General features: G+C 72.4%; 11 protein-coding genes. 3 read left to right on the forward strand and 8 right to left on the reverse strand.

From position 1 onward, the window contains the following. Positions 1 to 151: 151 nt before the first annotated feature. From GTY47_RS17105 to GTY47_RS17115, 3 genes are all read right to left on the reverse strand, one after another. Entirely contained in the window at positions 152 to 913 is a 762-nt protein-coding gene (locus tag GTY47_RS17105) for a TIGR03943 family protein (protein ID WP_010032432.1), read from the reverse strand. After that, positions 910 to 1,923, reverse strand: coding sequence for a permease (locus GTY47_RS17110; protein ID WP_050810133.1), 1,014 nt, complete (start codon positions 1,921 to 1,923; stop codon positions 910 to 912). Before GTY47_RS17110 ends, GTY47_RS17105 begins: the two co-directional genes overlap by 4 nt. 71 nt (positions 1,924 to 1,994) lie before the next feature. Next, positions 1,995 to 3,338 carry a helix-turn-helix transcriptional regulator gene (locus GTY47_RS17115; protein ID WP_029180661.1) on the reverse strand — a complete coding sequence of 448 codons (1,344 nt, stop codon included), beginning with the start codon at positions 3,336 to 3,338 and terminating at the stop codon, positions 1,995 to 1,997. Between the two features lie 115 nt (positions 3,339 to 3,453). Between GTY47_RS17115 and GTY47_RS40275 the strand changes: the two genes are divergently transcribed. Both GTY47_RS40275 and GTY47_RS17120 read left to right on the forward strand, forming a co-directional pair. Then, complete coding sequence (locus tag GTY47_RS40275; protein WP_173937267.1) at positions 3,454 to 3,606, forward strand: hypothetical protein; 153 nt, start codon at positions 3,454 to 3,456, stop codon at positions 3,604 to 3,606. Between the two features lie 152 nt (positions 3,607 to 3,758). Continuing rightward, positions 3,759 to 5,759 carry an Ig-like domain-containing protein gene (locus tag GTY47_RS17120; protein WP_010032437.1) on the forward strand — a complete coding sequence of 667 codons (2,001 nt, stop codon included), beginning with the start codon at positions 3,759 to 3,761 and terminating at the stop codon, positions 5,757 to 5,759. 222 nt (positions 5,760 to 5,981) lie between these two features. On the opposite strand, the gene GTY47_RS17125 is transcribed toward GTY47_RS17120, so the two are convergent. From GTY47_RS17125 to GTY47_RS17145, 5 genes are all read right to left on the reverse strand, one after another. After that, positions 5,982 to 6,467, reverse strand: a complete 486-nt coding sequence (locus tag GTY47_RS17125; protein ID WP_010032439.1) for a hypothetical protein — start codon at positions 6,465 to 6,467, stop codon at positions 5,982 to 5,984. Positions 6,468 to 6,603: 136 nt separating this feature from the next. Next, positions 6,604 to 8,016 carry an extracellular solute-binding protein gene (locus GTY47_RS17130; RefSeq protein WP_010032440.1) on the reverse strand — a complete coding sequence of 471 codons (1,413 nt, stop codon included), beginning with the start codon at positions 8,014 to 8,016 and terminating at the stop codon, positions 6,604 to 6,606. Next, entirely contained in the window at positions 8,016 to 10,547 is a 2,532-nt protein-coding gene (locus GTY47_RS17135) for a VWA domain-containing protein (RefSeq protein ID WP_010032441.1), read from the reverse strand. The genes GTY47_RS17130 and GTY47_RS17135 overlap by 1 nt, the downstream gene beginning before the upstream one ends. A 4-nt stretch (positions 10,548 to 10,551) precedes the next feature. Further along, positions 10,552 to 10,887 carry a hypothetical protein gene (locus GTY47_RS17140; protein WP_231911148.1) on the reverse strand — a complete coding sequence of 112 codons (336 nt, stop codon included), beginning with the start codon at positions 10,885 to 10,887 and terminating at the stop codon, positions 10,552 to 10,554. A 125-nt stretch (positions 10,888 to 11,012) separates the two neighbouring features. Next, positions 11,013 to 12,074, reverse strand: a complete 1,062-nt coding sequence (locus GTY47_RS17145; protein WP_010032444.1) for a hypothetical protein — start codon at positions 12,072 to 12,074, stop codon at positions 11,013 to 11,015. A 231-nt stretch (positions 12,075 to 12,305) separates the two neighbouring features. Here GTY47_RS17145 and GTY47_RS17150 point away from each other — a divergent pair, with 231 nt between their 5' ends. Next, positions 12,306 to 12,746, forward strand: a complete 441-nt coding sequence (locus tag GTY47_RS17150) for a membrane protein (RefSeq protein WP_029180663.1) — start codon at positions 12,306 to 12,308, stop codon at positions 12,744 to 12,746. The last annotated feature ends 53 nt before the right edge of the window (positions 12,747 to 12,799 follow it).

Genomic DNA, 12,799 nt, shown 5'->3' on the forward strand with positions numbered 1-12,799 from the left:
CCGGCCCGGCGCCGTTCCCGGTGCCTCCCGGGACGGACCCGAGCCCGGCTCCCGCCCGGATCATGCACCGAGCCTCCCGGAATCGTCGCCCGACTACCCGTCGCAGGTGGGGCGAAACCCGCGCGACCGGCCCTCACCCCCGGCGTGGCCCTCAGCGCTTCTCGTACGGGTTGTCCGGCTGCGGTACCCGGCGTACGGAGGTGGCGTCGAGGACCGGCGGCCAGGCGGCGGCCGAGCCCAGCCCGCCCTCCGGGTGCCAAGTGCCGGTGACCGTGATCCAGGTGTCGACGGGCGGGGCGGCGGCCCCGCGCACCTCGGCCTTGGCGGTGCCGGCGTCGGCGGCGCAGCAGGAGACGAGGAGGCGGGTGACGTACCAGGTGCCGTCGGCGTCGCGGGTGACGAAGCCGGTGAGCCGGACCGTGCGTCCCGTCAGGGAACGGCCGCTGTCGTAGACCGCGCGGGAGCCGAACTCCCCGAGGGTGAGGTCGAGGGGGCTCCCGGCGGGCAGGGCCGGGAAGGTGCCGACGCCCCGGGCCGCACGCTGGGCGGCCTCGCGCTCGGCGCTGTAGGAGCCGAGGGCGGGCGGCGGGAACAGCAGCAGGGCCACGGCGGGCAGGGTGAGGAACCAGGCGACGCGGGGACCGGCGGGGCCGTGCGGATGCCCGCCGAGGTCCTCCCCTGGATGCCCGTCATCCCCGTGATCCCCCTGCTCCCCATGCACCTCCTGGTCCCCACCGGTCCGAACCAGCACCGCCACCCCCACCCCGAGCAGCACCAGCACCACCCCGGACACCAGCAGGTACGGCCGCAACCCGGCCTGCACATACCGCAGGTACAGGTCGCTGAAGAGCGACACCCGCAGGACCGCCGCGCCGACGAGCGCGAGCAGTACGGCCGGTCCGTAGCGCCTCACAGCAGCCACCACCCCGCCAGGACGCTGCTCGCGACGGCCACCAGCCAGGTCGCGGAGGAGAACCGCAGCGCGAAGGACCTGCCGAACGTGCCCGTCTGGAGCGCGATCAGCTTCAGGTCGACCATCGGCCCGACCACCATGAACGCCAGCCGCGCGGTGGGCGAGAAGCCGCTCAGTGAGGCCGCCACGAACGCGTCGGCCTCACTGCACACGCACAGCACGACCGCCAGGACGGCGAGGAGCAGCACCGACAGCCAGGCCGACCCGGTGAACACCTCCAGCAGCGACCTCGGTACGACGATGTCGAAGGTCGCCGCGGCCGCCGCGCCGACCACGAGGAAACCGCCCGCGTGCAGGAAGTCGTGCTGGAGGCCGGAGACGAAGGCACGCGGCCCGGCGCCCGGCCCGTGCGCGGTGTCCCGCCGCGGCAGCCGCAGCCACTCCTCCCGCCCGAACCGCGCCCACAGCCACCCCATCACCACGGCCGTGGCGAGCGAGGCGACCAGCCGGCCGAGGACCATCTCCGGCTGCCCCGGGAAGGCGATGGAGGTCGCCACCAGGACGACGGGGTTGATCGCGGGCGCGGACAGCAGGAAGGCGAGGGCGGCGGCCGGGGCGACACCCCGCCGCATCAGGCTCCCCGCCACCGGCACGGACGCGCACTCGCAGCCGGGCAGGACGACCCCCGCCGCCCCCGCGACCGGCACGGCGAGCGCCGTACGGCGGGGCAACAACCGCTGGAACACCCGCTGGGGCACGAACGCGCCGATCGCCGCCGACACGACCGTGCCCAGCAGCAGGAAGGGCACGCCCTGGACGGTGATCGCGGTGAACACGGTCCACCAGGCCGCGACCGGCGGGGTGTACAGATCGATCGCCAGCATCGGCCCGAGCACCGACGCCACCGTCACGATGGCGATCAGCGCGGCGCCGCCGAGGACGGTGTGCACGAGGATGCGCAGCACCGTCCGCAACCCGTCGGCCACCGTCACTGCCCGTTGGTTCTCCACGCGCCCCGCCCCGGTCGTTCACATCCCGCCGAGGAGGCTAACCCGCACCGCTGTGCGAAGCCCCTGTTTCCTCACAGAGGGGGCTGTGCGGGCGCGGGCCCGAGGGTGGTGGTGCCGGGGGCCGTACGGTGTCCGAGGCCCGTCCGGTAGGCGTCCAGCGCGGCCTCCACCCGCCCGGTGCGGCGCAGCAGGTCGCCCAGCAGCCGGCACAGGTCGGCCAGGTCACCCGCGGCGCCGGCCCGCTCCAGCAGGCTCAGGGCACGGACGTAGTGCTCCTCGGCGTCCTCGGTGCGGCGGGCGTCCTCGGCGATGATGCCGAGGAGGCGGTGCGCGGCGGCGGAGTGGACGGCGCCGCGCTCGGAGGACAGGTCGTCGAGGACGCCGTGCAGCAGGGCCGCCGCCTCGTCGGACCTGCCGCGCCGGTGCAGCACGTCGGCCAGCTCGACGGCGACCTGGCTGCTGTAGAGGGCGGCGCGCTTGGCCGACAGCATGCCGAGGGCCTCCCGCAACTCGCCCTCGGCACGTTCCAGTTGGCCGTCCTGGGCGTAGACGTAGCCGCGCATCCAGTGGCAGTTGGCGAGTTCGGTGCGGATCTGCAGGCCCCGGTACAGCTCGGCCGCCTTGGCCAGCGAGGCGTCGGCCTCGGCTAGGCGGCCCTCGGCGACCAGGGTGCGGGCGACCGACCGGTGCATGCGCGCGACCAGGGCGGGGTCGCCGGACTGCGGGGCGAGCGCCAGGGCGAACTCGGCCGCCTGGGCGGCGCGGGCGTGCGCGCCCATGTCCATGTACGGCCCGATGGCACTGGCGTAGAGCAGCAGGAGGGCGTCCGGATCGTGCAGGCCGCCCCGATTCAGCTCGTCGAGCGTGCTCTCCAGCAGGTAGACGGCGTACCGGAGTTCCCCGGCGAGATAGTGCGCGACGGCCCGGCCACGCAGCGCCGGGACCCTGGCGGGCAAGGGCGCGTCGGCGAGACGGGCCTCGGCCCGCTCGAAGTACTGCCGGCCCGCCACCAGCTCGCCCGTCTCCAGGGCGCACTCGCCGAGCCCGAGCAGCGCGGCGGCCTGTTCCCCGGCCAGGCCCTGCGTCTCGGCCTCGACGAGCAGCTCGGCGTACTGCTCCGCCGCCGCCTCGGCCTCACCGACGGCGAAGGTGCGCTGCGCCTCGGTCAGCCGCAGCCGCAGCTCGGTCACGAGCCGCGCGGAACGCCCCGTGGCGAGTTCGTCGAAGGCGACGCCGAGCCGCCCGGCGAGATGCCGCAGGGCGTCGTCGGAGGGCCGCACCCGTCCCGACTCCAGGGTGGACACATAGGCGGGGGTGTACACAGGTTCCGCCAACTGGCGCTGTGTCATCCCCTGTTCGACACGCAATCGCTGCACCCGGCGCCCGATGGTCCCCGGATCGTCACGCTCCCCCACGCCAACTCCCCCTGTCCCTCTTGCCGTTAGGCTCGGACAGCCCCTAGGTTAAACCGAGAGTTAAGCGTGCTTAATACGCTGCTGTCGTAGTCGCCGCCCCTGTTGCGAGGTCGCCGTGCTCGAACGCACACGCACCGCCGAGCGGTACGCCAGAGGCTTCGCCGCCGCCGTCGTCGCCGTGGCGACCCTCCTGCTGGCGGCGAACGCGGGGCCGGCGAGAGCCGCGCATCCCCATGAGGGCCCGCGGACGGTCGCGGAGACCCGCTGACGCGGCGGTCCCACGGCGTCCCCCCCTGCCGCGTTCACACCAGCGTCTTACTCCCCGGTTCACCTGACTGTCAGTGGGGTGCTCTAACCTGCGCAGGCTGATCACTTCTTCCTGCTGATCATTCTTTTCGTTCCGGGGGGTTCGAAAAAACCGTGCACAGACGCACTCTCTCGACCGCGACGGCGCTCGCGGTCCTCTTCGGCTCGCTCACGCTCGTCGCGGCCGGTGCCGGGTCGGCGGCGGCCGACTCCAGCGCGCTCCTGCCCGTGAAGTCGACCGGCGACATCGTCGTCGACGGGCTCCACCAGCGCGTCTTCATCAGCGATCCGACGGCCGGTCAGGTCGTCGTCACCGACTACGCGGGCAAGGTCGTCGGCACCGTCGGCTCGCTGCCCGGCGTCCACGGCCTGGAGCTGTCGCCCGACTCGGGCACGCTGTACGCCGCCGTGCACGACGCGGACGCGATCGTCGCGATCGACACGGCGACGGCGACCGAGGCCCGCCGCTGGTCCACGGGCCAGGGCGGCGGACCGGCGTACGTGGCCCTGGCGGGCGGCAAACTGTGGTTCAGCTACGGCGCATCCGGCAACGGCAACATCGGCTCGCTCGACCCGGGCGCCGCCGACCCGGGCGTCACCCTGGGCCAGGACACCGGCCGCACCTTCTACGACGCCCCGATCCTGGACGCCTCCGCGGGCGCCCCGGGCACGCTCGTCGCGGGCGCGCCGGGCCAGAGCCCGGTCGAACTCGCCGTGTACGACGTCTCCTCCGGGACGGCGTCCCGCACGGCGTACGCCTTCGACCCGGGCAGCACGGGCGGCGGCAACCTCCAGGACCTCGCGGTCACGCCGGACGGCAAGGACGTCGTCACGGCCAGCGGCGCCCCGTACTACCAGGCGGTCTACAAGCTCACGGACCTGTCGGCGGACGGCAAGTACGTCACCAACACCTACCCGAACGCGGTGGACATCGCCCCGAACGGCGACGTCGCGGCGGGCACGTTCTCCTGGTACGACCCGGACGTACACGTCTTCAAGCCGGGCACCTCGACGCCGCTCAGGCAGTACGACTTCCCCAACACGGGCACCAGCAGCGGCGCCGACACCCTGGCCCCGGCGGGCCTGGCCTGGGCACCGGACGAGAGCAAGCTGTTCGCGATCTCGGAGAACGACAGCAACGTCTACTCGCTGCGCGTCCTCGACGCCCCGACCAAGACGTCCACCACCCTCACGGCAAGCGCCCCGGCCACGGCCACCCGCGCCAAGTCCCTCACCCTCACCGGCACGCTGTCCTCGTCGGCGGCGTTTCCTGCGGGCACGACGGTCTCCGTCACCCGCACCGACGACGAGTCCCCGTCCGGCAAGCCGCTCGGCACGGCGCCGGTCGCCGCCGACGGCACGTACTCCTTCACGGACACGCCGCCGGCCGGTGGCAAGGTGACCTACACGGTCACGTACGCGGGCGACGCGGACCACGCGGGCGCCACGGCCTCGGCGTCGACGACCGTCGCGAAGACGGCGACCACGCTGACGCTGACCAACAACGGCAAGGTCTACGACTACGGCCGTGACGTCACCTTCACCGCGCACCTCGGCACTACGTACAAGAACCGCACGGTCGAGATCTGGGCCGACCCGTACGGCTCCGACAAGCCGAGCACGCTGGTGAAGAAGGGCACGGTCGACTCGGCCGGCGACCTGTCGGCGACGGTCCACCTGACCCGTGACACGAAGGTCAGCGCGAAGTTCACGGGTGACACGCGGTACGCCGCGAAGACGGTCACCAACTCGGTCTACACCAGGGTCAAGATCTCGACGTCCCTGAGCGGCTACTACAAGTCGGCGACCGCCTGGAACCAGAAGTACTTCTACTTCAGGCAGTCCAAGGACCCGGTCCACAACACGACGATGTCGATGTACCCGGGCCGCAAGTACCAGCTCCAGGTCCAGCGTTACGCCGACGGCGCGTGGCACACCACGGCCACGGAGTACTTCGCCCTCGACCGCTACGGCAAGGACGCGGCGACGCTCGACGGCACGCCGCCGGTCGGTCCGCGTTTCCGCATCCGCTCGTCCTACATCGACACCAAGTCGGGCGACAACGTCAACACGACGACGTACGGCGCATGGAAGTACTTCGTCTTCACGCGCTGACGTAGGTAAATTCAACCGGCGAATTCAGTTAGTGTGAATTCTCGCGGGAGCGGATGTAACGCCAGCCGAAATAACAAACCCCGACCGCTCCGCCGGCGGCGCCGACCGCACATGTCGCCGTCGCCCAGGCGGCCATGTCCTGCGTGATCCACAACAGGCTCACCACGACCAGCGCTATGGAGAACAGCAGGCGTTCTCCATAGCCCGGGCCGCGACGGCCGGTCAGTCCCCGGTAGCCGTGCACTTGTACGTAACGCCCTTCATCCTGATGTCGTGGTACCCCACCTTCACGGTCGGGTCGGTGGGGGCGACGTCGGTGCCGCCGCCACCGCCACTGTCCTTCTTACGGCAGTAGTAGCCGAGCGCATCGAGCTTCTTGATGTCGCTCATCGCCTGGTACTTCTTGTAGGACGCGATCATCGCGGCCCGCTTCTGAGCAGGCGTGGCTTCCTTCGCCTTCGTGTACGCGTAGCACCCGATGCTGGCGCCGATCCCCACCCACGAGGCTCCCTTGGCCAGTGCCTTGGTGAGGCCCGCCGCGCCGCTGCCGATCCCGAGGACCGCGCAGATCTCGTCCGCTCCGGCGCGCAGTTCCGGCTGCGCCGGAGCCGCCTGCGCCGCCTGCGCCCCGACGCCGCACAGCGCGCCCGTCATGGCGAAGGTGATGACAGCAGAAATTCCCTTGCTTCGTATGCTCACGAAGTCCATCCCCGTTTTTTGAATTGCACGGCCGGATTGCATGGTCTGATTGCGTGGCCGGATTGCATGGTCAGTGCGAAAACGACGCTACCCACGGGGACACACGTAGGCAATGGAGGAAATGTGAACATCACCGGGAGGAGATTCAACCGGGCAAAACTTCCCTCAACGCCTCGTCAAGGCTTTTCGCGACCTCCACGTCGCCCGGCCGGCCCTCACTCGGGATCGGGCCGTACAGGGCGTCCAGTTGGGTGATGACGGTGTGCGTCACCGCGCCGTACAGCGGGGTGCGCGGGCGGTGCACGCCCTCGCGGAGGGACGGGAGCAGGATGTCGCGGGAGAAGCTGACACCGTCGGCGATCCGGTCGGGGGGCAGGCGGACGGTGCCCTCGCCGGTGGGCGACGACGAGGGGGTCTCGGCGTACGCCGGGGCGTGCCGGCACGGGGGAGCGCTGCCGGGTTCCTGGTAGGCGGAGACGCGGGTCGCGGCGAAACCGGCCCGCAGCAGGCAGCGTTCGCTGTCCGGGTCGGTCAGGAACGCGATCAGTTCCGCCGCCTTCGCGGCCCGCTGCTCGGACGTGGAGGAGGTGACGGCCAGGTTCTGCCCGCCGAGGACCGCCTTGCCGGGCAGCCGGGTCACCCCCAGGTTCTCCCCGTAGGTCTCGTGCAGGGCGGGGTAGACGTACGGCCAGTGCCGCAGGAAGGTGGTGCGGCCCTCAGCGAAGGCACTGAGCGACTCGGCCTCGCGGGACTCGGAGGCCTCGTCGAGGGTGTACGGCGGGCTCGTGCGCGCACGCAGTTCGGCCACGCCCGCCGTGAGCTGTTCCACGGTCGCCGCGTACTCGCCGTCGCCGTCGGTCAGCCGGAGTCCGGGCACGGCCGAGGCGAACGCCTCGATCGCGTTGACGGTACGGCCCTCGTACGGGGCGAGCTGGGTGGCCCAGCCCTCGTGGCCCTGGGAGCCGAAGTGTCCCTTGACGGCGTCGATCTGGTCCCGCAGTTCGTCCCAGGTGACCCCGTCGCTGAGGTCGGTCCGGGAGACACCGGCCTCCCGCAGGTGGTCCTTGCGGTAGTACAGCAGGCCGGCGTCGCTGTTGAAGGGGACCGCGTACCGCTTGCCCTTCCAGTACGACGTTCTGTCCACGGACGGGATGATGTCGTCCGGGGACCTGACAGCCGCGTCGGTCAGCGGGCGGATCAGGCCCGCGTCGGCGAACTCCGGGACCCAGGTCACGTCCAGGTTCACCACGTCGTACTGGGCGCTGCCGGACTGGAGGGCACCGAGCAGCTGGCTGCGCTGCTGGTCGGCGGAGCCGGGCAGTTCCACCAGCCGGGCCTCGAAGCCCTGTGCGCCCTCCTCGGCGTTCCAGACGTCGATGAGCTGCTGGCGGATGCCGTTCTTGCCGGTCACGTCCTGTCCGCTGGCGACCACGATCCGGCGGCGGTTGTCGGCGTCCGGCGGCTCTTCCCGCACGTCACCGCCGGTGCAGGCAGCCAGGAACAGCAGGGTCAGCAGGGACGGCAACGCGAGTAGGGCGGCCGGCAGGCGTCGGGCCATCATTCCTCCCCCGTTCCGGTGCGGGCGACCTCGTCGCGCAGCGCGGGCACGAGGTCGTCACCGGCGTCCAGGCAACGGCCCTGGGCGGCCTCCGCGACGCGCGTGCCGGGGCGGTCCCGGTCGCAGCCCCCGCTCTTCAGCATCACCATGGCCACGGGCACGCCCGACGCGCGTGCCCGGTCCTCCACCTCGCGGAGGCGGTCGCCGGTCAGGCGGTTGTCGTCCTCGCCGTCGGTGAGGTACACGATCAGCTGCGGCCGCTCGTCACCGGCGCCGCGCTCCCGCATGAACGCCAGGGCGTCCAGCAGGGCGGCGCTCGGATCGGCTTCCGCGTCCCGCACCTCGGCGCCTTCCTCGTCAGTCCTGAGGGCCTTCTCCGCCTCCGCGCGGGAGTGCCTGCCGAAGTCCAGCAGTTCGGTGTGCGTGGGGCCCTTGACCCCGTGCACCGCCCACACCCCGTACTCGTCCCCCCTGCCCAGCCCCGTCAGGGTCTGCTTGAGGATGCCGGGGCCGCCGCTGGGGCCGTCCCACAGGCCGGCCATCGAGCCGGAGCTGTCGAGGAGGAACAGGACCCGGCCGGGTCCGTGCGCGTTGCCGTACCGCTCCAGTGTCCTGTCCAGCCGTGTCGCGTCGGCGGGGTCCGCAGGCGGAACGGAATCGGTCAGCCCGTGGTCGGCCGCCTTCCCGGCGAGCAGTCCCCGTTCGCCCGTCGTGGCCCTGAACCCCTGCTTGCCGAGCACCTCCCGGCCGCCCTCTCCCGTCAGCCAGTCGCGGAACCGGTCCACCCCGTCGTCCCGCGCCTGGACGTCCCGGTCGCCGCCCTCCCAGCGCACCCGCACGAACGTCGGTTCCAGACCGGGCACGTCGTCGGGGTAGACGGCGGTGCGCCCGGCGCGGGTGACCGAGTGGCAGCCGACGCCGCTCCTGAGCAGGAACTCCGGGACCAGGACCGCGCTGCGGTCGTCCGCGGCGTCGTCCTCGGGCAGCGTGCACAGCAGCCTGACGGCCGAGGACTCGGGCCGTCCCGCCCGGCTGATCAGCCCCTCGGCGCCGCGCACGTCGGCCCCGTCGCCGTACAGCCCCACCGTCGCCAGCAGCGCCGAGTCGCTGAACTCGGGGTCGGGCCTGCGCACTTGTGCCTTGCCGTCCGCGTTCTTCAGGGCCCTGACCAGCTCCGGCAGCGACCGCCCGGTGCGCGGGACGTCGGCGCCGAGGCCCTCCGGGACGGCCAGCACGACCGGTGAGTACGCGAGCGGCTCGGTGTCCGGCTCCAGCCGGGCGAAGACGCGTTCCACCTGCGCGTCGCCGGCCCGGTCGACGTCCGCGCGGGTCGCGGGGATCCACACGTCCGGCTGCGGGCCGATGTCCCGCTGCGGGTTGACGTCCTCACGCGGCTGCTGCCAGGGGTCGGAGTGCTCGCCCAGCGCGGTCACCACGTGAGCGGCACCGGCGCTGTAGACGGTGACGCCGGTGCGCCGGCAGCCGTCGTCCTTGGTGTTGGCGTCCGAGGCGAGGTAGGCGTCCGCGGCCGCCCGCATCGCCGGCTCCAGGTCGGGGTCGGTGAGGACGCGCAGCTCCAGCGGCGGTTCGCAGGGGCCGGACCCCCCGGTCAGGACCAGGACTCCGTAACCGGCGGCGCCGATCACGACGAACGCCAGCAGAAGCGCCAGAACGGTGCGGCCGAACAGGCCGACGGACTCCCGGGCGCGGGTGAGCGTACGCCGGAGCCAGGAGAACCAGCCGGGCGGGTCCTCGGTGTCGTCGGTCGGGTCCACCGGTCCCGCCGCCAGCAACACGTCCGCGTCCGGGTCCCACGGGGGCGCCAGCGCCTGAGGTCTCTGCGAGTCGTCGGCCTCCGCCTTGTACTTCGCGGCGGCCATCCGCTCCTTCACCGCGGCGTACAGCTCGGAGAGCCACACCTCCCCGCCCGCTTCGAGGACCCGCACCACCTCGCGGGTGAACGGCGTGGCGACCTCCGCGTCCCCGCCCAGGATGCAGCGGTTGGACTGCACGCTCATCAGGAGCAGGATCTTGTGCTTCTTCCGCTTCGGATCGTCGAAGCGGTGCCAGATTCCCGCGGCGTTGCCCGCGTAGCAGCAGTCGAGGATCACCACCACCTGCTCGGCGCGGCTCTCGACGAGCTCGCCCAGCACCTCGCTGAAACTCACCGAGCCGGGCAGCCCGTCGCCCGTGAGGACTCGGGCGGTGCGCATCTGGAGGTGCAGCTCGTTGCCGGAGGTGGAGGTGACGGCGTGCCCGGCGAAGTAGAACAGCAGCAGCCCCTTGGTCTCCTGGCAGGCGCGGCGCAGCGCCCCCGTGAACTCGTCGGGGGTCGGTGAGGCCAGGGCCCGCACCTCGTGCGCACCGAACACGGCGCTCCGGTGCAGCGCGTCCTCGAGTGTCGTCCGGTTGTGCCGCACGGCGGGGAGCTGGCCGGTGACGCCCTGTGGATCCGGTGCCGTGTGGTCGTACTCGGACACACCGACCAGCAGCGCCCGGTTCACTTCGCCGCGCGGGTCGAAGCGGCTCACCGGCCTACTCCCCGTCGGTGTCCAGCGTGCGGATCTGTGGCGCGGGATCCCCGCCCTGGAGCCGTCGGCGGTTGTTCGTCCAGGTCTTCACCGCACGTGCGGTGTACTCGGTCAGTGCCGCGACCGTGACGACGTCGCCGAGCAGTTTCAGTACGAGTTCGAGATCGGGGCCCAGCCGCCCCTTGGGCCCGTCCGTGCTGGTCCGCGCCTCGATGCTCAGCTTCTCTTCGGAGAGCAGTTCCGCGAGCGGCTCTTCCCGCTCCAGCCACGTCTTCAGGGCTCTGACATCGTCCACGGTCCCGCCGGCGCCCAGCCGGACGCGTACGCCTAAGACAGCCACTTGGTCCCCCTCTGTCATGCCCGACATCATGACACCGGGTCAGGCCTCGGCGGCAGACCTCTGACACGACCTGCGAAAGCGATTGCACGCCCCCTTCACGCCAGGCGCACACGGCGCACGCGTGTTCAGCCCTGGGACTGCAACTGCCGCAACTGCTGCTGTACGTGATCGAGCGCCCCCTCGCGCCGCCCGGGGACCCGGCCCCGCAACTCGGCGAGCGCCGCGCCCAGTTCGCGGGCCCGGGCGGGGTCGCGGATCTGGCCCCACTGGTGGTGGGCGCGGTCCACGGCGGCCTCGACGGCGGGCGCGTCCGGCGCCTGCCCGGCGTTCAGGCGGACGGTGGCCACGGCCAGCCAGGTGTGACAGCTGCGGCCCGCGTCCCCGGCGAACATCGCCAGGTCGGCCCGGACCTCGGCCCAGTGCAGGGCCTCCTCGGAGGCGGGCCCGTGCGCGGCGACGGCGGCCTGTTCGTGCCGGGCGGCCAGGGCGTCGGCGTCGGAGTGGCGGCCGGACTGGACGGCGGCGGTGATGGCGGCGTGCGGGTCACCGGCCGAGGGGCCCGGCGTGTTCAGCACGAGGTCCGTGCCCGCGCTCTCCGGCGCGATCCGGGCCAGCGCCTGCTGGTGCAACTGCTCCGCCGGCGGCCGGAACCCGCTGCGCAGGATCGTCGCGACGGCCTTCATGTACGCCGGTGCCGCGACCGTGCGTCTGGACGGCGGGGGCGCGATGCGGCCGTACACGGCGTTGCCGCGGCCCGAGTCCAGCGGGGTGCCGCGCAGCAGATCCCAGGTCTCGGCGTCCGCGTGCAGGTCGAGCAGGAGGGTCGTCGCGCCGGCCGGCCTCAGGCGCAGTTCGTCCCGGAACCAGTGCCAGGGGAAGGCCGTGTAGCGGGCGGTGGACGCGGTGGTGCGGGCCAGCGCCAGGTGGGGCAGGCGCTGGCGGCGGTCGAGCTGGAGCTGTCCGGTGACGAACACGGTGAGCGGGCCGGGGGCCGCGGCGGCGGCGCGCAGCCGGGTGAGGACGGCCTGCGGCTCCAGCGGGTCGGCGAGTTCGACGACGTTCGCGGTGTCCGTGCCGGCCAGCACGCCGGGCGGTACGGCGGCCAGGACGGGGAGCACGGACGCGGCGTCGACCAGGCGCCCCTTGCCCACCGGCGAGGCCGCCAGCAGCAGCACGGTTCCGGCCATCTCGTCCCTCCCCCTGTCGATCACGTACGGCAGCACCGTAACCGCTGCGGCTGCAAAGGGGGGCCTCAGGACCGCAAACGTCCGCCTTCGGGGGCTTCGCCCCTTCCACGGCGACGGCCCGGGCGCTACGGGCCGCAGCCGGTCCGGGCAACGCGTCGCGTCCGCCGACTTGCCAGCGGGACCCCGGCGGTGTGCCCTGGTAGGCAGGGGCAGGGAGAGAGGAGAGCTCTCATGGCTCATGCGGCACCCGCTTCACGCAAGGTGACCACGCGACGCCGTACACCCGATGTCTTCAGCCCGCGCACCCACGCGATGGCGAAGGTCGCGGTACCCGTCCTCCTCGGGCTCGTCTACGGCTACTGGGCCGCGGCCAACCGGCGCGACGCCGGGCCCATCACGGGCTGGAACCTGCTGTTCGGCTTCCTCACCGCGCTCGTGTTCGCCGTGCTGTTCGCCGCCGTGCGGGAAGTCGCCCCGCGGCTGCGCCGCGAACAGCACGCGCTGCTCTGGTTCGCCTTCACCGGCTGCGCGATCGGCTTCCTCTACAGCCAGACCGGCGAGTCCGTACTGAAGTCCACCGGGGTGGGGCTGGTGGTCGGGGCGGGCGTCTTCGTGACCATGTTCTACCGCTACTACACGCACGAGGACGCCACCGGCCGGCGCCTCGACTGACCCGGTCCCGTACGACACGTCGGGCTCGGCATGTGGGGCCGAATGCAGTCACA

The sequence above is a fragment of the Streptomyces sp. SID5464 genome (assembly GCF_009862985.1).
Taxonomy (GTDB): domain Bacteria; phylum Actinomycetota; class Actinomycetes; order Streptomycetales; family Streptomycetaceae; genus Streptomyces; species Streptomyces chartreusis_D.